A 19,305-nucleotide genomic window follows, 5' to 3' on the forward strand; every position below is an offset into this window, starting at 1 on the left:
CGGATGTTGATTACAATTACTGTCATTGTCATAGGGGGCCTCGTAGGCATGGTTGATCTTCCAGGTCTCATCCGTCGCAAGGAATGGAGGGAAACAGTTGTGTACAGCGGAATGCTCGTCATAGCCACAGGGTTCAGTGTGATTGCAGCCAACCTGTGGGATTTCCCCAGTCCGCTCTATATCATCATGTGGATCTATGAACCTGTTAATCAATTCTTGGCACATCTGACGGGAACCTAGAAAAAGGAGAGGACCATTATGCTGGAACAGGGGCGCCTTGGAACAAGACAATTGACCACTCTCATCTTTATGATGGTGGTCGGGGATATGATGCTGATCTACCCCTCGGTCATCACGTCCTATGCCAAACAAGACTCCTGGATTTGCGCTTTTATAGGCGTTCCTCTGGGGATGGCACTGATGGCCATGTTCCTGAAGCTATGTAGCATGCACCCAGAAAAAAATCTGGTGCAGATGGCACGAAGCATTCTAGGGTTCTGGCCAGGTACTTTCTTTTCCTGCTTCTACCTGTTCTTTTTCATTATTGGTGCTTCCACGCATACGAGAGAAGTCGGCGATTTCATGACCACTCAAATCTTCCCGTACACTCCCGTTCGCATCATCATTCTGATGTTCGTCATCGTGATCGCCTGGGGAGTGTCTCACGGATTAGAGACGATGGGGCGAAGCAGTGAACTACTGATGCCCGTCGTTATTGTGTTTATTGTCGTCCTTGCAGTCTGCCTGCTTCCTCAGATTGATACCAGAAATTTGAAGCCAGTAAGTGATACGGGTGTTGTCTCTATCTCACAAGGCATTCTGGTAAGCATTATATATCCGATCGGTGAAGTCGTTCCCATCATGATGATACTGCCCTATGTTGCCAAGCAGGCTCATCGAACACGGGACGTAATTATTGCAGCTGGTTTAGGCAGCTTGGTATTGGCAACGCTCGTTACCATATCTCTGCTGGTCCTTGGGTACCTTTCTTACGCAACATAACATATATGCTTCTTTTGTTTTGTCCCAGAAAATCAGTATTGGGAGCTTTTTTGAACGTATTGAAGCCATTATGGCTTCTTCCTGGCTGATCTCTACGTACTTCAAAGCGATGATATACTTATACGCTTTTATTGTTGGTTGTGCGGAACTGTTCAAGCTTAAGCAGTATCAGATACTGGTACTCCCTGCGTCTATACTCATTTTCGGATTAGCCAATCTGATCTCACCAAGCATTACTTTTATCGTGATCACCATTGTTCCATATTGGGTAGATTGGGATACTACACTGGGGATCATTCTGCCGGGCTGTCTTCTGCTGATACAATTGCTTAAGTCTTACAGAAAATCATCGGTTACTCCAAACAATTCCTCACAGGAATGAGTACTATTTTTTTTGGGGGAAGGAGCCTGGTATAGATGGAAAAATGGAGTTCCTCCATGAAAGTCATCCATGCTGAATATAGAGAAGGAGAACGGTGTCTATGTTAATTAAGGAGAAAATCACCATTAGGCAATTTGCAGTCCTTACCTTTCTCGTCATGATTGGGGACATGATTCTACTCTATCCCTCCGTGGTTACCGGTTTAGGTAAACAGGATGCATGGATCTGTTCTCTTATCGGTCAACCGATCGGCATACTTATCATGTGGGTGCTATACAAACTTCATCAGACACACCCTGATCTTTCCCTTATTGAAATCTGCCAAAAAATACTTGGCCGGTGGGCAGGGTCTGTTTTGGCAGCTGCATATCTATTTTATTTCGCCATAGGCGCTGTCATATGTATCCGTGAAGTCGGTGACTTTATGACCACACAGATCTACCTTCAGACCCCCATCCGGGTCATTCTAATTATCCTTATGTGCGCTCTGGTCTGGGGGCTTATGCATGGCTTGCATACAATAGGAGCAAGCAGTGAAATGCTGACTCCAATCGTTGTTGCATTTATGATTCTATTATTTCTGGGGCTGATGCCCAAAGTAGACAGTTCAAATCTACAGCCTTACTTGAACACCCCTTGGCTTCATCTGATGCAGTCTATCATTAGAGGGGCTTTCACTTCCTTTGGTGAACTAATCGTGATCACCATGGTTCTTCCTTATGTGATGTCCGGGCCTCACATCAAACGGGACATGTTACTCGCTACTTTATGTGGAGGGCTGTTACTAACCACACTGTTGGTCATTTCACTGATGATATTTGGCCCCTTTCTGACCCAACATGAGATCTACATCTCCTATACCCTGTCCCAGAAAATTAATATCGGCAACTTTTTCGAGCGAATTGAGGCGTTCATGGCAACCGCTTGGTTAATTGCTACCTATTTCAAAAGCCTGCTGTATATGTTCTCCTTTGTCGTTGGAACAGCTCAGCTATTTCGGTTAAAGACATATAAACCTCTCATCCTGCCATCAGCGATGTTATTATTCGCGTTAGCTGTACTGATTTCTCCCAATGTCATTTTCTACACCAATACGATCATGCCCGCTTGGGTGGATTGGGATATCACGGTAAGCTTTATTATTCCGCTATTCCTACTGCTCGTGCATCGGCTTCGTTCTGGCAAGAGCAAGAATAATTCAACCAATCAAAAACGATTGCCCACCTAAAAAGGCTGTGTTCACGGTAAATTCCGCGAAGCACAGCCTTTAATGATGAAACGGTAAAGATGTATTTATTCACACATGTCTAACTCATTAATTACAATGTCTTCAAAGCCTCAAGCGCAGCCTCGATATGTCCTTTGACCCGAACTTTGGACCAGTCCTTGATCAATTTCCCCTCTTCATCAATCAGAAAAGTGGAGCGTACCATACCCATGTACTCCTTGCCATACATTTTCTTCAGCTGCCATACACCGTATTGCTCGGCTACAACGTGCTCTTCATCCGATAACAAAGTGAACGGCAGTCCGTATTTGGCGATAAACTTGTCATGTTGTTTCATCGGATCGGTGCTGATTCCGAGAATGACCGTGTTCAGCCCTTCAAATTCAGCATGTCGATCCCGGAAATCACAAGCTTGTTGCGTACAGGACGAGGTCATATCCTTGGGATAAAAATAAAGCAGTACCCGCTGTCCGCGGTAATCCGAAAGCTTTACCGATTCTCCCGTACTGGACGGCAGTTCAAAATCCGGTGCCAGTTCGCCTACATTTAACGTCATGTCAGTTCCTCCCTAATCTCCCCATGAATTGCTATAGGGCGTTATTATGAACCTGCTCCGCGATACCGCTTCACGCCAAAATTCCACAACAGCAAGCCCATGGAGCCAAACACCAATCCCATCACAGGTGTAAGCAGCGCCATGCGATGCATCTCGGACCTTTCCAGGAACAATGCTGCGGGATAGATGCCCACGAAGGCAAACGGAATGATCCAGGTTAACAGCACCTGAATGGCACGGTTATAGATCGTTACCGGGTAGCGTCCATATCCTTGAATGTTATACATTAACGGCAGGATACCTGTTGGCGCATCCGAATAAAAGGATAGTGAAGTCAATGTGGTATAGATGCCGGCATAGATCATGACTGAGCTGAGTGCCAATATAATTAAGGCAGGGATATGCCACCACTCCAGCATCAGACCCATCTCTGCTCCGCTGAAGATCATGATGATCAAGCCGATAAACGAGCCCACGAGTGCAGGCGGATCTACATTTTCAAGCAATATCTGAAACAGGTTATGTGCAGGGCGTGTCAGGATCCGATCCATCTCACCTTTGACGATGTACCGCTCACTGAATCCCCACAGATTGATAAAACAACTGAAGATGCCATAGGGCACCATAAAATATCCATAAACAAAGAGCACTTCACTCTCACTCCAACCGCCCAGGTTATCCGTGTGGCGAAAAACCACAAAAATAAAGATCAGGTTGGTTGCCTGGAACAGCAGATCCGATAGGATCTCCACCCAGAAATCGGCACGGTACGTGAGTCGTGTTTTCATGTAATTCTTCAAATATTCCCAGATCAGACCCATATAGTACATATCTGTTATCCCCCTTGCACGAACAGACGCTTGCGCGCCTTACGCCAGATCAATACCATCGGAAGCAGCAGTACGGCAAACCAGAACACCTGAATACCGAGTACACTCCAGATGGCGGTACCTTCCACTCTTCCAGTGAACACGGAACCGGGCAGATACGTAATGGCCTGAAAAGGCAATACCTTCATCACCGCGGACATCCAGCCTGGATACAGGCTGATCGGGATGATTAGACCAGAGAACAAATCAACCACGACGCGTTTCATACGCATCATGCCTTCATTGTTTTCCACAAAGAATGCCGCCAGTCCCGTTATCACATTAATCTGGGAATTAATGAGGAAACTGAAGAACAGCATGACGAGAAAGCCAATCCACGCCGATGGCGCCGTAGGCAATTCAACCGGGAATAGCAGAATGGCAATGAGCATTCCCGGAATCATGAGCAGCAGGAAGCGGAAAATGCCTTCCCCAAGCCCTTGCATCATTTTGACCATAACGTAATTGATCGGTCTGATGAATTGAATCGCAATCGAGCCATCCCGTATATCTGCGGCAATCTCGCGATCCAGGTTGTTGAAGTAAAAGGCACGTGCCATCCAGGATACGGCGATATATGTGGTCATCTGCGCTGCCGTGAAGCCGCCAAGTTCACCACTGCTACCGTAAATAGCTTGCCAGGTAAAGTAATACACGCCAATATTCAGCGTATATATCAAAATGCCGGAGTAATAATTCACCCGGTATGCCAGCATCGTTAGAAAACGGATGCGCATAAAATCAATAAATGCACTATTCATCTCAGGATACACCCACCGCTTCTTTCCCTGCTCCCACAATCTCGGGACGCTCGGCGGAACCGGATTGGTAAATACTGCGCACAATCTCATCCGTGTTGATCTCAATAATCTGAATATCGGTAATATCGGCTTGTCCAACGACACGTCCGAGTACATCCGAAACATTCAGTTCCAGCGGAATCCATACGGATGCGGACAATTCATTCTCAACTGTCCAACGTACAGGCAACGCAGCAGTCCATTCCTGCATCTGACTGATGTTGTGAGCTGAACCGAACTTGAAGCGGATCTCCCGCTCCTTACCCCACTGGGACTTCAGATGATCCAGACCTCCATCATAGATGATGTTGCCTGCATCAAGCATGATGACCCGGGAACACAGTGCCTCGATGTCCTGCAAATCGTGGGTTGTGAGCAGAATGGTCGTTCCATGCTCCTTGTTCATGTCTTTCAAGAAATCCCGAATTTCCGACTTCACCACAATATCCAAACCAATGGTTGGCTCGTCCAGAAAAACAATACTTGGATTATGCAACAAGGCTGCCACTAACTCGCAGCGCATACGCTGACCAAGACTGAGCTTCCGCACCGGACGACTTAACAGATCCTGTAGCTGCAACCGCTCAACCAGTTCATCCAGCCGTTTGCGGAAATCGACTTCCCCGACACGATATACTTTGCGCAATAAATGGAAGGATTCGATAACGCCAATATCCCACCACAATTGACTGCGCTGACCAAAAACGACACCAATATTCTGTACAAACTTCTCCCGTTCCTGATACGGAACATATCCACCAACCGATATTTGCCCTGAAGTAGGCACCAAAATGCCGGTCAACATCTTGATCGTTGTTGATTTACCGGCACCGTTCTCCCCAATATATCCGCATATTTCGCCCTGCGGAATCTGAAATGAAATATCATTTACAGCCAATACCTCTTGGTATTGACGTGCAAACAGGTCCTGGAACGCGCCCTTCAGCCCACCTCGGCTTTTCTGGACGCTAAACGACTTGCGCAAATCTTTGACATCAATCGCCAGCATGATTATACCTCACTTGGATTTTGTTGAAATTGCTTGTAGCCCAAAAAGAAATTATAATGGTATCAGTCAAAATTCAGCAAGCTTTAAAAATAGTCTGGAGCCGCGTCCTGTGCCTGATGACGATGGAGACGTGAGCGGAAGGCTTCGGCTAGATTATAACAGAAACAACTTTGGACTTATTTTATATTCTATCTCAATTACAAAGGAGAGCTAGCATGACCAGAAAGACGAAGAGAACCATATGGATTTCTCTTGCCGCCTTCGTGTTAATTATTGGAGGAGCAGCGGCATATTATTTCGGTTCTATTCTCAATCAGTTGGACGGTTTGGCTAAGGACGGCGACGATTCACCATTTGCAGGCATCGAAAATGTGGAGAAAGTAAATACTCCTGACCCACCCAAATGGGAAGGCACAGAAACGGTAAATATTCTCGTTATGGGTGTCGATGCACGTGGATTGAAAAAAGGTGAAGTTCCCCGCTCCGACAGCATGATGGTTGTATCGCTCGACCCACTTACCAAAAAAATCAATCTGTTCTCCATTCTGCGCGACACTTACGTCAATATTGACGGATATGGCAAGGAGCGGATCAACACCGCCATCACCCATGGTCCTAATGCAGCGATGCAAGCTGCCGGCGACCTGCTTGGCATTCCTGTACAGTATTATGTGTATACGGATTTCCAGGGATTCATCAAGTTGGTGGATGCCGTTGGCGGTGTTGATTTTGATGTGGAGAAAGACATGCACTATACAAGTAAAGCAGACAATAACGAATACGATATTGATCTCAAAAAAGGGTATCAGCATCTGGATGGCGAGACAGCGCTCATGTACGTTCGTTTCCGTCATGATGCAATGTCGGATTTCGCTCGGTCAGAGCGTCAGCGTGAATTGCTGAAAGCTGTAACGGCGAAAATGCAGTCAACAACTACCATTGCCAAACTGCCTGCCATTCTGGAACAGGTTAATCCTTACGTAGATACGAATCTGACACTCTCCGACATGTGGAAGCTGGGTGGACTCGGATACCAGAGCAGCATGAACGGCAGTGAGCAGATTCCGCCAATGAACATGCTGAAAGAAGAACGTACAGCAGGTGGTGCGCAAGTATTGACGGTTACCAATGAAGAGGAATTGAAGCAGCATATTCAGGATATTATTCACCCGCCTGCTACAACGGATGATAGTACGACCAGCACCGAAGACAAAACAGCCAGTGGTGATGATCAGAAGTCAGAGCAACCGGCTCAGTAATCTACACATGCAGAGGGCAGCCATTACGCTGCCCTCTCGTTATGCCCGGCTATAATATTATGAGAAAATCATCATATATTTCTGTGGTTTGTACCTTTATCATATTTTGAATTACGAAAGGAAGTTATCTTATGAATACATCACGTTCCCGTTCCGAACTTCTATACGCAGAAGCACTTGAACATATTGTAGGAGGTGTTAACAGCCCTTCACGCTCGTTCAAAGCCGTTGGTGGCGGTGCACCTGTATTTATGAAAAAAGCCCAAGGGGCCCACTTCTGGGATGTCGATGACAACCGTTATATTGATTATCTGGCCGCTTACGGTCCGATTGTTACAGGACATGCCCATCCGCATATTACGCAGGCCATTACGGAAGCGGCAGCAAATGGCGTGCTGTACGGTACACCAACAGAGCTTGAGATCAAGCTCGCCAAAATGCTGAAGGAAGCCATTCCTTCCATGGATAAAGTGCGTTTTGTAAACTCCGGTACGGAAGCAGTCATGACCACGATTCGGGTAGCTCGTGCCTACACCAAACGCAACAAGATCGTAAAATTCGCCGGATGTTACCATGGTCACTCGGATCTGGTGCTTGTAGCTGCCGGTTCTGGCCCTTCTACGCTGGGTATCCCGGATAGTGCAGGCATTCCAACCAGTATTGCGCAAGAGGTCATCACCGTGCCTTACAATGATCTGGACAGCCTCAAAGCTGCACTGGAGCGTTGGGGTGACGATGTTGCCGCAGTCATGGTTGAACCGATCGTGGGTAACTTTGGTATGGTTATGCCGGAGCCTGGCTTCCTGGAAGGCCTCTGTGCCATGACACGTGCTAACGGCTCCCTGGTTATCTATGACGAAGTCATTACGGCGTTCCGTTTCCATTACGGTTCTACTCAGACGTATGCCGGACTCGATAATCATGCGGAAATTGAACCCGATCTGACGGCTCTTGGTAAAATTATTGGTGGCGGCCTGCCAATCGGTGCTTACGGCGGACGCAAACATGTTATGGAGCAGGTTGCTCCGCTCGGACCGGCTTATCAGGCTGGGACGATGGCTGGTAACCCTGCATCCATCTCGGCTGGTATCGCATGTCTGGAGGTCCTGCAAGGCGAGGGTGTATACGAAGAGATGGAACGCCTTGCTATCGACCTGACGGCAGGTCTGCAAGCTTCTGCTGACCGTCATGGGATTGCACTGACGATCAACCGGATTCGCGGTGCATTCTCCACCCATTTCTGTGACCATCCGGTTACGAATTATGATCATGCTCAAGACACGAATGGAGAGCTGTTTGCTTCCTTCTTCCGTCATATGCTGGACCGTGGCATTAACCTGGCTCCATCCAAATATGAGGCCTGGTTCCTGACCACGGCTCATACAGACGAGGATGTTCAGGCTACATTGGAAGCCGCAGAAGCTTCCTTCAAAGCGATGGCTCAAGAATAAATTAGATTATTTCCATCTACAATATAGTGTACAAGCTGTATTGTAGATGGATAAAAATTCATGGAAAAGGCGTCCAACAAGTGATCAACTTGTGTGGACGCCTTTTGTTATTTACGGACAACATTCCGATTTTTCAATTTATTTCTGCCTGATCTGAAGTTTCAAAATTTCCTCCCGGATCTTCTGCATCCCTTCCTCGATTCGCTGCTTCGGCACATTGGAGATGTTCAAGCGCAGCATCTGATCCTTATGCGCCTGATATGTTCCCTCCGGATAATACCGTTCTGTCGTATCAACGATGACTCCGCGCTTTTGAAGCCGGGACAGCAGAACACGAAGCGGCATATCACCCGCCAAAGGCAATACGGTATGCTCCCCTCCTGTTCGAGGAGCGTCCATAAATGGAGCAAAGTCTGGATATGTGTCCAGTTGCTCATGCACCGTGTTCATCCGGGCAGCATAGCGGTTACGAATCACTTTCCTGTGATGAGCAAACATTCCGCTGTGAACATAGATCTCCAGAGCAGCTTGAGACAGAACGGAAGTGTCGATATCGAGCATTTTTTTGTAAGCCCCAAAAGCTTGAATTAGTGGTGAGGGCAGAACAGCTACACCAATGCGCAGACCTGGAAACAAAATTTTGGAGTAACTCTTCAGATAGATGACCCGACCTTCGGTATCATAGGACCATAACGGGTCCTGTTTCGTATTGTCCTCCAGATCAGCCAGATAATCGTCCTCCACCAGATAGACATCGTACCGCTGTGCAAGCCGGATCAGTCTCTTCTTGTCAGCAGCAGTCAACGATGTGCCAATCGGATTGTGAAAGCGCGGCATGACATAGAAAAACTTGATATCTTCCTCAGCGAACTGACGTTCAAGCGATACCCAGTCCAGCCCATCCAGGGCACGCCTCACACCGGCAATCGGCACATTTAATCCACTCAGTAGCGAGGGCATATTGTGATAGGTCGGTAGTTCAAGCAGTACTTTTCTCTTTCCATTGGGAAAAGGCATCAATGCAAGTACAGCCAGTGCCTGTTGCACACCTGACGTGATAAAGAACTGCTCTGTTCTCGCAAACACCTGATAATCCGCAAACTGCTTCTGCAACAGCATGATAAGCGAAGGTAAACCTTGGTCCGTGCCATACATGAATAACTCTGCCTGTTTCTTCTCCATCGCCTGATCCACACAATGACGAAAGTCTGCATAAGGGAACACCCTTGGATCGGGAGCAGCTGAAGCAAAGTCCAACGCTCCCTGCCAGTCCATGTCCTGAGCACCTGTCCCGTTCTGTACGGCATAATAACCGGATTGAGGTATGGCATACACCAAATGCCGCTGCTCTAGCCACTCATATGCACGAATAGCCGTGCTTACACTGCATTGATATTGTTCTGCTACAACTCGAACGGCTGGAAGACGGATGCCCTTATCTGCCCACTGGTGACGATCCTGCTGCTGCATCTGTTCCTGAATCCACTGCTTTAATGCTTCGGCAATCACTTCGTATTTTCTCACTGCATCCATCCCTCTCCCACAATTGTACCGTTACAGTTCATCCTTTTATCTATTGTAGCACGATGCACCTGGCAGTATATTGAATAAGGCCAGCACGTGCCTCGAACCTGACATAATTCAGGATAATGAAAGATAAAGCGCTATGACTACTGTATTGGAGGAGCATTCATGAACACAACACACACTCGGGGATACGCTTATATAGCAGCTGTATTGTACGCAGCTATTATCGGTCTATCTTTTTTATTTGTTAAAATGACCGTCACTGTTGCACATCCAATTGATGTGCTTGCCCACCGATTCGCGCTGTCGCTGATCGTTGTCAGCATTCCTGTCATTTTTGGCTGGATCAAAATCCGACTGAGCCTTCGTGATCTGTGGCGCATCATTCCACTTGGGCTGTTATCTCCCGTCTTATTTTTTGCCTTTCAAGCCTTTGGACTTGTCTCTTCCAACTCATCGGAAGCGGGTATTATTCAGGCCATGGCCCCTGTATTCACACTCGTTCTCGCTTCAGTCTTCCTGAAAGAACGCACATCCACGATGCAGAAGCTGTTCCTGCTACTGTCTGTCGCTGGAGTGGTCTTTATTTTCATAATGCAAGGAAGCGGCATGTCTATAGGTAATCTAAAGGGCATTGCATTATTGCTACTATCCACGGTCTGTTTTGCAGGGTATGGTGTGCTGGCAAGACCATTAACCCAGAAGTACAAACCAATGGAACTAACATGGGTCACATTAATGGTTGGCTGTATTGTATTTAACGCCGCTTCCCTGATCCGACATGCGTCCAGCGGTTCCATGATGGACTATATCAAACCGCTTGGAGATACATCCTATCTGGGTGCACTCGCTTATCTGGCAATTCTCTCCACCATGATCTCTACCCTGCTTGCGAGCTATGCCCTGACCCATCTGGAGGCTTCGCAAATGAGTGTATTCAGCAATCTGTCCACGCTCATCTCCATCGTAGGAGGTGCATGGGTATTGAATGAACCCGTGGGTAGCTATCACTATATTGGTGCATTGTTGATTATCGCCGGTGTGCTTGGCACCAATATGAGCGGTCGCAAACATAGGCTTACCAGGTCCGCATAATTGACTACAGAGGCTTGCCTGTATGAAGTTCAAGATTCACGTTAACACTGCTGAGGACAGTCTATTGGGAAAAGGGGACTCCTCAGCATGAAACGAACACAGCCTTCTTTTTTACAAGCTATGATGTTGATCATGTTGTCCGTTGGCTTGATCAGCCATGTTCTGATTATTCCTGCCCTTTTGGCTGCGGCCAAAAGGGATTCTTGGATTTCCGTCCTGCTATCAACCGGACCATTTCTGATATTTGCGCTGATGCTCGCCTATGTCTCTCGTTTCCTCCAGCATCAAACCCTGCATGAATGGTTAACATCCCGTCTCGGCAAGCCTATCGGCCTGTTATTTCGAGTGGGTAACAGTCTCTTTTTTCTGAGCGCAATCTATTTCACCCTGCACGACACCACGACTTGGGCCAAAACAAATTACCTGACAGAAACGCCAATTCTGGTAACCAGTATTGCCCTCATGTCTCTCTGTGCCTATGGGGCATATAAAGGTATCCGCTCACTGGCATTTACGGCAGGATTGATCCTTCCACTGGTGGTACTGCTGGGTTTCTATGTTGCAATTGTGAACACTCAATACAAGGATTACAGTCGTCTACTGCCTGTGTTAGAACATGGCTGGCATCCGGTGCTGAATGGCATGATTTACAGTCTTGCAGGCATGTTTGAACTGCTGTTCATCTGGTATATCCAGCCTCATCTCACCAAACGTATACGTGTATGGCAGTATCTGATGCTCGCACTCATCCTTGTGGGACTGACAGTCGGCCCACTCATCGGTGCGATTGTGGAATTTGATCCTTTTGAGGCTGCCAAAATGCGATATCCCGCCTTTGAAGAATGGCGAATTGCCTCCTTGGGCAAGTACATCGCCCAGACCGACTTCTTTTCCATCTACCAGTGGCTCGCAGGCTCGTTCACCCGGATTAGTCTCGCCATGTATATTGTAGTAGAAATATGGAATATTAAGAGCTCTACCAGAAGGCTTATCAGTTGTATCTCGTTAGGTGTCTTCTTTATTCTAACCATGTTGTATCCTCTGGATGATATGACCTTCGAAAAGCTTCTGGTCGAATACATATTTCCGTTCAATCTCGTGTATCTGAGCGGACTTGCGATTATCGCGACGACGGTTGCCTTTATCCATTCACGCCATCAGAGGAGGAAACATCATGGAGCATCAAGCGATTGACACCACGTCCCATGAAACACTGCTTGCCTCTTTGAAAGAGCAGTTCAATCCATGTGCAGATGTCGTTATTCAGACCTTTCCTGTTAAAGACAAATCTGATCAACCCGTAATTCTGCTTTATTGTGACGGTCTCGTCGACGGTAAACAAATTAACCAATTTATTATTCCCCGTCTGGAACAGCACTCCCTGATCATTGAGGAATCACATCCTAAAGAACTGGGATTAACCTTGAATCCGGTGGATGACCTCACAGATACTAACAAGCTTAATATGTTGATATTTAGTGGACAACTACTGATCATTTTCGGTAATGGTGTGCAGTCCTGCAGTGTGGATATTGCTGATATCCCTGGACGCAGTCCAGAAGAATCAGCCATTGAAACATCAGTTAAAGGCCCGCGCGACGGGTTCACCGAAGAACTCACTACCAACGTGGCCCTTATACGCAAACGAATGAAAACATCTTCGATGTGTTATGAGAAATATGTCAAAGGCGGTCGTACCCAGACAGCCATTGGACTTCTATATGTAAAAGATATTATCAATCCAGACATTCTGAAAGAAGCTCGGCACAATCTGGATCAGATTGAGATTGACGGCATTCTGGGCACCTCAATCATGGAGCGAGCTGTCATGGGAGGGATTCGGAGTATCTTTCCACTTACAGATAATACCGAGCGTCCTGATTTTGTCGTCGATTCCCTGTTAAACGGTCGTTTTGCCGTTTTGATCGAAGGTTCTCCTGTAGCAGTCATTGCGCCAACTACACTTTTCAATCAATTGAAGTCTCCGGAGGACGAAAGTACACCCTTTTTTATCGTTACTTTTGAACGGATATTACGTATTTCAGGGCTGCTGATCGCCTGTTTCTTCCCAGGTTTTTATATTGGCCTGACCAGCTTCAATGTGGAACAGATTCCCCTGCCTCTTCTGGCAACGATTGCTGGCACTCGAATGGGCCTGCCAATGCCTGTTACGCTGGAAGCGTTCCTGATGATTTTTATGTTCGAGCTATTCAACGAAGCAGGGCGTAGGTTACCACGTGCGTTGGGGCAAACGGTCAGCGTTGTCGGCGGGCTTATTATTGGGGATGCTGCCATTAGAGCCGGGATTACGTCCCCTACGATTATTGTCACGGTTGCGATCTCGGTCATCTCCAGCTATATTCTCGTGAATACTGTGCTCAGCGGGGCTACTGCCCACATTCGGATCGGGATGTTACTCATCTCTTCCATTCTTGGATTATTCGGTTTTATGATCGGACTATTCGCCCTATTGGTGCACCTCGTATCGTTGGAGTGTTATGGCGTATCCTATCTGTCACCTGTATCTCCCTACATTCCCGGAGACTTCACTCAGGCCGTATCCATGCCGCCTTCCATGAAAAGAACCAAGCGCCCAGAAGCACTTCATACACAGGATTCTACCCGCCGGAGGAAACGTCCGTGAAACGATGGGTATCCATAAGCGGCCTTCTTATAAGCTGCTTGATCCTGCTAACGGGGTGCTGGGATTCCAAAGAGGTGCAAAGTATAAACTTCATTACGGCGATAGGAATTGACTATGTAGACAACCAGTATATTGCTTATGCCCAACTGATTGACTTCTCCAGTATTGCAAAACAGGAAACACCAACTTCCCGGGAGACAAGGGATATCTGGACTGGACGGGGCGAGGGTACAACACTGAACATGGCTATTAACGACTTGTATGAAACGTCACAGCAGCTAACGCTCTGGACTCATGTGAAAGCTATTGTTTTATCCAAAAGAGTCTTGGATGGTCGACTGGAGGATATCTTTAATACACTTCTTCATTCAGGCCAATTGAGATATACACCCTGGATCTACGCTACAGAGCATAACATTCCGGATGTACTCTCTCCCTCTGCATTGTTAAACCAATCTGCTCAAACAATCGAACTGTTTGAACCCATGAGGTTGTATAAACAGCATTCCGGTTACGAACCTATCCGGCTCCATCAGCTTCTCGATGGATTACGGGAACCCGCTTCCGTCGTTCTTTTACCCTCGGTTTCAACGAGGAACGAGACTTGGTTCAACGGCGATAAAACGCCTCCCCTTGTTAAAATGGATGGATTTTATGTGATATCCAAAGGTACTAGTCAGGGTAGAGTTGCAGGAGCAGACGCAGATGGTACACGATTCGTAAATTATGAGCGGGTACATCAGTACCCACTATATGTATATGGGAATGGTGGAAAAACTCCTGATTTAACCTTGTTGCTTCATCATCCCAAGACAAAAATCAAGGCGAAGAAGCAAGGTGATGGCGTCACATTTGATCTGGTTACCTCGGTCAAAAGCACCATCACTGAAGATCATGGGGCTCCTCGTTCTCCAGACGCCATGGAACAAGAAGCAGAGAAACAGATCGAATCCCAAATCCGAGATACATTCGAAAAAACCAAGTCACGCATGATTGATTCCTATGGTCTTGTGGAACACTTATATCGCCACAACCTTCCCTTATGGAAACAGGAAGTCTACAACCGGGCGGATCCACTCAAACGTTTTAAGCTCGGAAAAGTGGAGGTTCACGTGGATATCCTGAATGCGAGCACGTATAAATACAGCGAATAAAACGAAGAAAAAGAAGCCCCTTACCTGCATTGGATGCAAGGTTACGGGGCTTCTTACCATCTCCAGTTATGCTGTCGATTGGGGAAGTTATCCTAATGGATACGCCATGACACTCATCAAAGCCAATTCAGGCTGGGTCGTGTCCAAACGACTGTACTGGACGATAACGGGGATATTGCTCGAAACGGTAATCGCATAAGGCACGCCCGGTGGAATAGACTGCTCCCCGGATCGTAGCGATGCAGTGCGAATATGCTTTGTCCTTCTCGCTGGCACTTCAGCGACCATACCTTCGAGTGGTTCTCTGTCTTCAAAATAAATCGTGATATGCAGCTCCGCATCCGTGGCACTGGTGTTCAGTACACAGATGCTCTCATGACTCTCCAATGTGCCCCGGCTCTCCGGGGGAATGTAACCATCCGGAATGACCCAGTAGGTGTGACCTGTAGCTGCTGAAACATTCTTACGGACAGATGTGCCTGATTCTGTCTGGTCAGGTGTCATTGAAATACATCCTCCTTTTTTTGCGATTGCAATATAGGTTAAAAATCCGTGGGCTTGCGGGGCAGTCGCTTCGGCGGGCGGATCGGGCTGTGGGCCGCTGTTGGCTCGGGATTTCTTCGGCTCATTCGCAGGGGCAACTCTTAAAACCCGTGGGCTCGCAGGGCAGCCGCTTTGGCGGGCGGATCGGGCTACAGGCCGCTGTTGGCTCGGGATTTCTATTCAATTCCCCCTCAGCAGGGGAAATCCCGCTCCAAAGGCGGACGCTTCGCTCCTTCTACCCGATTCCGCCCTCCTCCGCTGCTACGCTCGCCTGTTTTTTAAAAGTTTATTGCCTTCGCTCTTTCGCTGGGCAACTTTTGCTGGCTCGTTACTTCGTTTAACTCGCTACAGCTTTTAAACCCTGAATAGCTCGCGGGGCGATCGCTTCGGCGGGCGGATCGGGCTGTGGGCCGCTGTTGACTCGGGATTTCTATTCATTTCCCCTCAGCAGGGGAAATCCCGCTCCAAAGGCGGACGCTTCGCTCCCTCTACCCGATTCCGCCCTTCTTCGCCGCTACGCTCGCCGGACTGATTTGAAAAATTATTGCCTTCGCTCTTTCGCTGGGCAACTTTGCTGGCTCGTTATTTAATTAACTCGCTTAATTATTAAGGGCATTAACCTACCGCAGATACATCTGCAACGGTTGCAGTTGCAACTCGCGGATGGCTTCTGCCACCTGCTGGGCAAGGCGGCGGGCGCCTCGTTCCTGAAAATGCGTGTTATCCTCCACGCCTGACGGGAAGTTCACATACTCGCCTGGCAGCACCCACATAAAGTCGTCCTTTGTGCCTTCAACGCCCGCCTGCTCGAACAGAAGACGGCTGCGCTCAGCCAGATCGATCAGCGGAACATCTTCCTCTTCCGCCAACTCACGCATGGCGATGATATAATCGCCATGCGTATCGGTCAATGTGCCATCATCCGCAAAATAGCGACGATACACCGGGGTTATGAGCACTGGACGAGCCTTGGCTTCGCGTGCAGCGTCGATATACTTTTTCAAATATTCCTTATATGTTGTGAATGGGTCCGTCCCACGTTCAGGGTCCGGCTTCTCATCGTTATGTCCAAATTGAATAAACAGAAAATCTTCAGGCTTGATTCGCTCCATAATGGCGCTCAATCTGCCTTCATTAATAAAGCTGCGGGAACTGCGCCCTGACTGGGCGTGATTATCCACTGCCACATCATGTTTGAACTGTGCTGGCAATAACTGGCCCCAACCGCAATACGGATATCCACTTTCCGGCTGATCCGTTACGGTTGAATCCCCGGCAAGAAATACGGTCATGGTCTGGTTCGCAAGGGTAATCTCTAACGCATTGATTCTTGGTGCAGGACCGGAGAATGACAGACGAAGTCTGCCGCCGCGAACAACAACCGAGAATCTAAACTCTGCGTATTGTCCGGGAAGTGTGCGAATGGTTGGCAGTACAAGCCTGCCCTCACCAGCTTTCACGCGGGTCACTGTCTCAGCCAATTCATCCCCTGCAACAAGTAATACTTGGTAGGTTCCGTCGGGAACATCCACGATGAACGATGCTTTGAGCGGAATACAGAAGCCTGAACGCAATCGGGCAGACATGGTTGTCTGCCCCGGATTGATATGATGTTGTTTCGTGGAATCCGACACATCGTCATCACGAATGCGTTGTTTCTCATACACCAGAGATCCTGCCTCGAATCCGTACCCTCCGCGTTCCTCATATGCGGTTGTTGCAGTTACTTTCAGATAATCCCCTGTCTCATCGGCTCTTCCCGAGTCCGGTCCAAAGTTAAACTTCCAGCTGGTCACGGACACTGCCTGGCCCTCTGCCGCTGCCTCCATGGCAACGGCCTGACTACCCTGAGCTTTATTCAAAAGCGATAACCTCCTTGGTTAACTTTCGTAAACGTTCATTCGGGCGAAGATACGAAGATACAGTAATCTGGCTTATCCTTTCAATCCGCTGGTGCTCATCCCTTGAACAATTTGTTTCTGGAAGATGAAGAACACAGCTACAACCGGAACCAGACTGACGATGGACATGGCGAACATTGCGCCCCAGTTGGAAGCAGATTCGCTATCGAGGAACATTTTCAGCGCCATCGACACGGTATATTTATCAGGCGAGTTCAGGTACAGTACCGGACCGAGCAAATCCTCCCATCTCCAATAGAAGGAGAAGATGGCTGCAGTCGCCAGAGAAGACTTGATCAGCGGCATAATAATCTGGATATACAGTCTGAATTTGTTACATCCATCAATAGTTGCAGCCTCATCCAGCTCCTTCGGAATCGTTCGAATGAACTGTACCATCAGGAAGATGAAAAACGGCATTCCGAAGAATGTAGGGACAACGATTGGCAAGATAGTGTTCAGCCAGCCGAGCTTTGTGAAAATGATGTACTGAGGAACCAATACCACGTCATGCGGCAGCATCAGTGTTAACATCATCAAGGAGAACCAGAACGTGCGTCCCTTGAAATTCAGTCTGGCAAAACCAAAAGCGATCAGCGATGACGATATCACAGCACCGATGGTAGATATCACTACGATTACAAGTGAGTTAGTGATGTAATCCATAAACGGTCTTCCAGCTGTGCCTTTCCAGCCATCCACATAGTTGCTCCAGATCCACTCCGCAGGAAACAGGGTATCCGCTGTGACGAAAATCGTACGGCTTTCCTTGAATGAACTGAATAACATCCATAGGACGGGATAGAGCATCAGGAGGGCAAGAGCTGCAACGAACAGGTGATAAACGGGCCATTTTACATTTCTCCAAACCATCGTTACTTCCCTCCTTCAGATTCGTAGAACACCCAGTACTTGGATGTCAGGAACACAGCTACCGTAAGTATACCGATCATGATGAGCATGACCCAGGCCATTGCCGAAGCATAACCCATGTTGTTAAACATAAACGCCTGACGGAACAGATACAGGGAGTACAACATCGTACCGTCCATTGGACCGCCTTCGCCTTTGGAGATAATATAGGCAGGTACAAACGTCATGAATGCTCCAATCGTCTGCATAATCATATTGAACAGGACGATCGGGCTAAGCAGTGGCAAGGTGATGCTGAAAAATTTCCGTATAGGATTCGCGCCATCCACACCTGCTGCCTCGTACATCTCAGTAGGGATATTTTTGAGACCAGCCAGGAAGATCAGCATGGACGAACCAAACTGCCATACAGACAGTGAGATGAGCATAACCAGGGACGCATTCGGGTCACCAAACCAGCTTATAGGCCCGATCCCGATTGCCGTTAGAGCACTGTTGATAACACCCTCATTACTGAAGAGGTTACGCCACATAATGGATACGGCCACACTACCACCGATTATGGATGGCAGGTAATACAGCGTCCGGTACGTTCCAATCATACGAGAGCCAGTGTTTAGGACCATCGCTACGAAGAGGGCAAAGATCAACCTTAACGGTACCCCAATGAATACATACAGAAACGTCACTTTGACCGAGTTCCAATATTTCGGATCATCAAAAAACATTTTGGTGTAGTTATCAAGCCCAATCCACCGCGGAGAAGTGAACAAGTTATAACTCGTGAACGACATATATAAGGACACAAACATGGGGATGAGTGTGAAGCCCAGGAATCCAATAATAAACGGGCTTATGAACGCATATCCAGTTAAGTTTCTACGTAACGACGAATACTGCCTCAATGGAACGAACCTCCTTCATGGATCAGCTTGCTCCCTCATCCTTGCTTCGGTCATCTGGACGGGGAAAGGCCCTCGCATTCGCGAGTAGCCCCATTCCCGACCATCCC

Annotated in this window: 19 protein-coding genes; 10 read left to right on the forward strand and 9 right to left on the reverse strand. The window is 47.8% G+C overall.

Translation table 11 applies throughout. From position 1 onward, the window contains the following. Nucleotides 1–3 precede the first annotated feature (3 nt). From QF041_RS16735 to QF041_RS16750, 4 genes are all read left to right on the forward strand, one after another. Nucleotides 4–240, forward strand: a complete 237-nt coding sequence (locus QF041_RS16735) for a hypothetical protein (protein ID WP_047841432.1) — start codon at nucleotides 4–6, stop codon at nucleotides 238–240. An 18-nt stretch (nucleotides 241–258) separates the two neighbouring features. Continuing rightward, nucleotides 259–1,002, forward strand: coding sequence for a GerAB/ArcD/ProY family transporter (locus QF041_RS16740; RefSeq protein ID WP_307415006.1), 744 nt, complete (start codon nucleotides 259–261; stop codon nucleotides 1,000–1,002). Between the two features lie 19 nt (nucleotides 1,003–1,021). Next, on the forward strand, nucleotides 1,022–1,384 hold the full coding sequence (locus QF041_RS16745) for a GerAB/ArcD/ProY family transporter (protein ID WP_307415008.1): 363 nt from the start codon (nucleotides 1,022–1,024) through the stop codon (nucleotides 1,382–1,384). A gap of 100 nt (nucleotides 1,385–1,484) precedes the next feature. Further along, complete coding sequence (locus QF041_RS16750) at nucleotides 1,485–2,612, forward strand: GerAB/ArcD/ProY family transporter (protein WP_307415009.1); 1,128 nt, start codon at nucleotides 1,485–1,487, stop codon at nucleotides 2,610–2,612. A 91-nt stretch (nucleotides 2,613–2,703) separates the two neighbouring features. Here QF041_RS16750 and bcp read toward each other — a convergent pair whose 3' ends face one another. From bcp to QF041_RS16770, 4 genes are read right to left on the reverse strand one after another with little or no spacing between them, the layout of a single operon-like run. Beyond that, the gene (gene bcp, locus QF041_RS16755) at nucleotides 2,704–3,168 is read right to left on the reverse strand and encodes a thioredoxin-dependent thiol peroxidase (protein ID WP_036668208.1); all 465 of its coding nucleotides are present in this window, start codon (nucleotides 3,166–3,168) and stop codon (nucleotides 2,704–2,706) included. A gap of 44 nt (nucleotides 3,169–3,212) precedes the next feature. Further along, complete coding sequence (locus QF041_RS16760; RefSeq protein WP_036614076.1) at nucleotides 3,213–3,998, reverse strand: ABC transporter permease; 786 nt, start codon at nucleotides 3,996–3,998, stop codon at nucleotides 3,213–3,215. A 5-nt stretch (nucleotides 3,999–4,003) separates the two neighbouring features. Next, complete coding sequence (locus tag QF041_RS16765) at nucleotides 4,004–4,798, reverse strand: ABC transporter permease (protein WP_036614077.1); 795 nt, start codon at nucleotides 4,796–4,798, stop codon at nucleotides 4,004–4,006. Nucleotide 4,799: 1 nt separating this feature from the next. Continuing rightward, nucleotides 4,800–5,846 (reverse strand): ABC transporter ATP-binding protein, encoded by a 1,047-nt coding sequence (locus QF041_RS16770; protein ID WP_036614079.1) that lies wholly within the window; start codon nucleotides 5,844–5,846, stop codon nucleotides 4,800–4,802. Between the two features lie 215 nt (nucleotides 5,847–6,061). Between QF041_RS16770 and QF041_RS16775 the strand changes: the two genes are divergently transcribed. Further along, complete coding sequence (locus QF041_RS16775) at nucleotides 6,062–7,105, forward strand: LCP family protein (protein ID WP_307415010.1); 1,044 nt, start codon at nucleotides 6,062–6,064, stop codon at nucleotides 7,103–7,105. A gap of 131 nt (nucleotides 7,106–7,236) precedes the next feature. Continuing rightward, on the forward strand, nucleotides 7,237–8,556 hold the full coding sequence (locus QF041_RS16780; RefSeq protein WP_307415011.1) for a glutamate-1-semialdehyde 2,1-aminomutase: 1,320 nt from the start codon (nucleotides 7,237–7,239) through the stop codon (nucleotides 8,554–8,556). Nucleotides 8,557–8,694: 138 nt separating this feature from the next. On the opposite strand, the gene QF041_RS16785 is transcribed toward QF041_RS16780, so the two are convergent. Then, on the reverse strand, nucleotides 8,695–10,089 hold the full coding sequence (locus tag QF041_RS16785) for an aminotransferase-like domain-containing protein (RefSeq protein ID WP_307415012.1): 1,395 nt from the start codon (nucleotides 10,087–10,089) through the stop codon (nucleotides 8,695–8,697). Between the two features lie 159 nt (nucleotides 10,090–10,248). Here QF041_RS16785 and QF041_RS16790 point away from each other — a divergent pair, with 159 nt between their 5' ends. From QF041_RS16790 to QF041_RS16805, 4 genes are all read left to right on the forward strand, one after another. Further along, complete coding sequence (locus QF041_RS16790; protein ID WP_307415013.1) at nucleotides 10,249–11,178, forward strand: DMT family transporter; 930 nt, start codon at nucleotides 10,249–10,251, stop codon at nucleotides 11,176–11,178. A gap of 87 nt (nucleotides 11,179–11,265) precedes the next feature. Then, a complete protein-coding gene (locus tag QF041_RS16795; protein ID WP_307415014.1) occupies nucleotides 11,266–12,372 on the forward strand; it encodes a GerAB/ArcD/ProY family transporter in 1,107 nt (368 codons plus the stop codon). Further along, nucleotides 12,353–13,822, forward strand: coding sequence for a spore germination protein (locus QF041_RS16800; RefSeq protein WP_307415015.1), 1,470 nt, complete (start codon nucleotides 12,353–12,355; stop codon nucleotides 13,820–13,822). Before QF041_RS16795 ends, QF041_RS16800 begins: the two co-directional genes overlap by 20 nt. Then, nucleotides 13,819–14,976 carry a Ger(x)C family spore germination protein gene (locus QF041_RS16805; RefSeq protein WP_307415016.1) on the forward strand — a complete coding sequence of 386 codons (1,158 nt, stop codon included), beginning with the start codon at nucleotides 13,819–13,821 and terminating at the stop codon, nucleotides 14,974–14,976. Before QF041_RS16800 ends, QF041_RS16805 begins: the two co-directional genes overlap by 4 nt. Nucleotides 14,977–15,063: 87 nt before the next feature. On the opposite strand, the gene QF041_RS16810 is transcribed toward QF041_RS16805, so the two are convergent. From QF041_RS16810 to QF041_RS16825, 4 genes are all read right to left on the reverse strand, one after another. Beyond that, a complete protein-coding gene (locus tag QF041_RS16810; protein ID WP_307415017.1) occupies nucleotides 15,064–15,480 on the reverse strand; it encodes a sensory rhodopsin transducer in 417 nt (138 codons plus the stop codon). 659 nt (nucleotides 15,481–16,139) lie between these two features. Next, nucleotides 16,140–17,348: a rhamnogalacturonan acetylesterase gene (locus tag QF041_RS16815; protein WP_373461397.1), complete on the reverse strand. Its 1,209-nt coding sequence runs from the start codon at nucleotides 17,346–17,348 to the stop codon at nucleotides 16,140–16,142. Nucleotides 17,349–17,453: 105 nt separating this feature from the next. Then, entirely contained in the window at nucleotides 17,454–18,293 is an 840-nt protein-coding gene (locus QF041_RS16820; RefSeq protein WP_091039044.1) for a carbohydrate ABC transporter permease, read from the reverse strand. Nucleotides 18,294–18,295: 2 nt separating this feature from the next. Beyond that, the gene (locus QF041_RS16825; protein ID WP_091039042.1) at nucleotides 18,296–19,198 is read right to left on the reverse strand and encodes a carbohydrate ABC transporter permease; all 903 of its coding nucleotides are present in this window, start codon (nucleotides 19,196–19,198) and stop codon (nucleotides 18,296–18,298) included. Between the last annotated feature and the right edge of the window lie 107 nt (nucleotides 19,199–19,305).

It is taken from the genome of Paenibacillus sp. W2I17 (assembly GCF_030815985.1).
Classification (GTDB): domain Bacteria; phylum Bacillota; class Bacilli; order Paenibacillales; family Paenibacillaceae; genus Paenibacillus.

Bases quoted from the DNA above. Each gene is read 5' to 3' on its own strand.
- QF041_RS16735 (WP_047841432.1), top strand. From the start codon at position 4: ATGTTGATTACAATTACTGTCATTGTCATAGGGGGCCTCGTAGGCATG.
- QF041_RS16740 (WP_307415006.1), top strand. From the start codon at position 259: ATGCTGGAACAGGGGCGCCTTGGAACAAGACAATTGACCACTCTCATC.
- QF041_RS16750 (WP_307415009.1), top strand. From the start codon at position 1,485: ATGTTAATTAAGGAGAAAATCACCATTAGGCAATTTGCAGTCCTTACC.
- bcp (WP_036668208.1), bottom strand. From the start codon at position 3,168: ATGACGTTAAATGTAGGCGAACTGGCACCGGATTTTGAACTGCCGTCC.
- QF041_RS16760 (WP_036614076.1), bottom strand. From the start codon at position 3,998: ATGTACTATATGGGTCTGATCTGGGAATATTTGAAGAATTACATGAAA.
- QF041_RS16765 (WP_036614077.1), bottom strand. From the start codon at position 4,798: ATGAATAGTGCATTTATTGATTTTATGCGCATCCGTTTTCTAACGATG.
- QF041_RS16770 (WP_036614079.1), bottom strand. From the start codon at position 5,846: ATGCTGGCGATTGATGTCAAAGATTTGCGCAAGTCGTTTAGCGTCCAG.
- QF041_RS16775 (WP_307415010.1), top strand. From the start codon at position 6,062: ATGACCAGAAAGACGAAGAGAACCATATGGATTTCTCTTGCCGCCTTC.
- QF041_RS16780 (WP_307415011.1), top strand. From the start codon at position 7,237: ATGAATACATCACGTTCCCGTTCCGAACTTCTATACGCAGAAGCACTT.
- QF041_RS16785 (WP_307415012.1), bottom strand. From the start codon at position 10,089: ATGGATGCAGTGAGAAAATACGAAGTGATTGCCGAAGCATTAAAGCAG.
- QF041_RS16790 (WP_307415013.1), top strand. From the start codon at position 10,249: ATGAACACAACACACACTCGGGGATACGCTTATATAGCAGCTGTATTG.
- QF041_RS16795 (WP_307415014.1), top strand. From the start codon at position 11,266: ATGAAACGAACACAGCCTTCTTTTTTACAAGCTATGATGTTGATCATG.
- QF041_RS16800 (WP_307415015.1), top strand. From the start codon at position 12,353: ATGGAGCATCAAGCGATTGACACCACGTCCCATGAAACACTGCTTGCC.
- QF041_RS16810 (WP_307415017.1), bottom strand. From the start codon at position 15,480: ATGACACCTGACCAGACAGAATCAGGCACATCTGTCCGTAAGAATGTT.
- QF041_RS16815 (WP_373461397.1), bottom strand. From the start codon at position 17,348: ATGGAGGCAGCGGCAGAGGGCCAGGCAGTGTCCGTGACCAGCTGGAAG.
- QF041_RS16820 (WP_091039044.1), bottom strand. From the start codon at position 18,293: ATGGTTTGGAGAAATGTAAAATGGCCCGTTTATCACCTGTTCGTTGCA.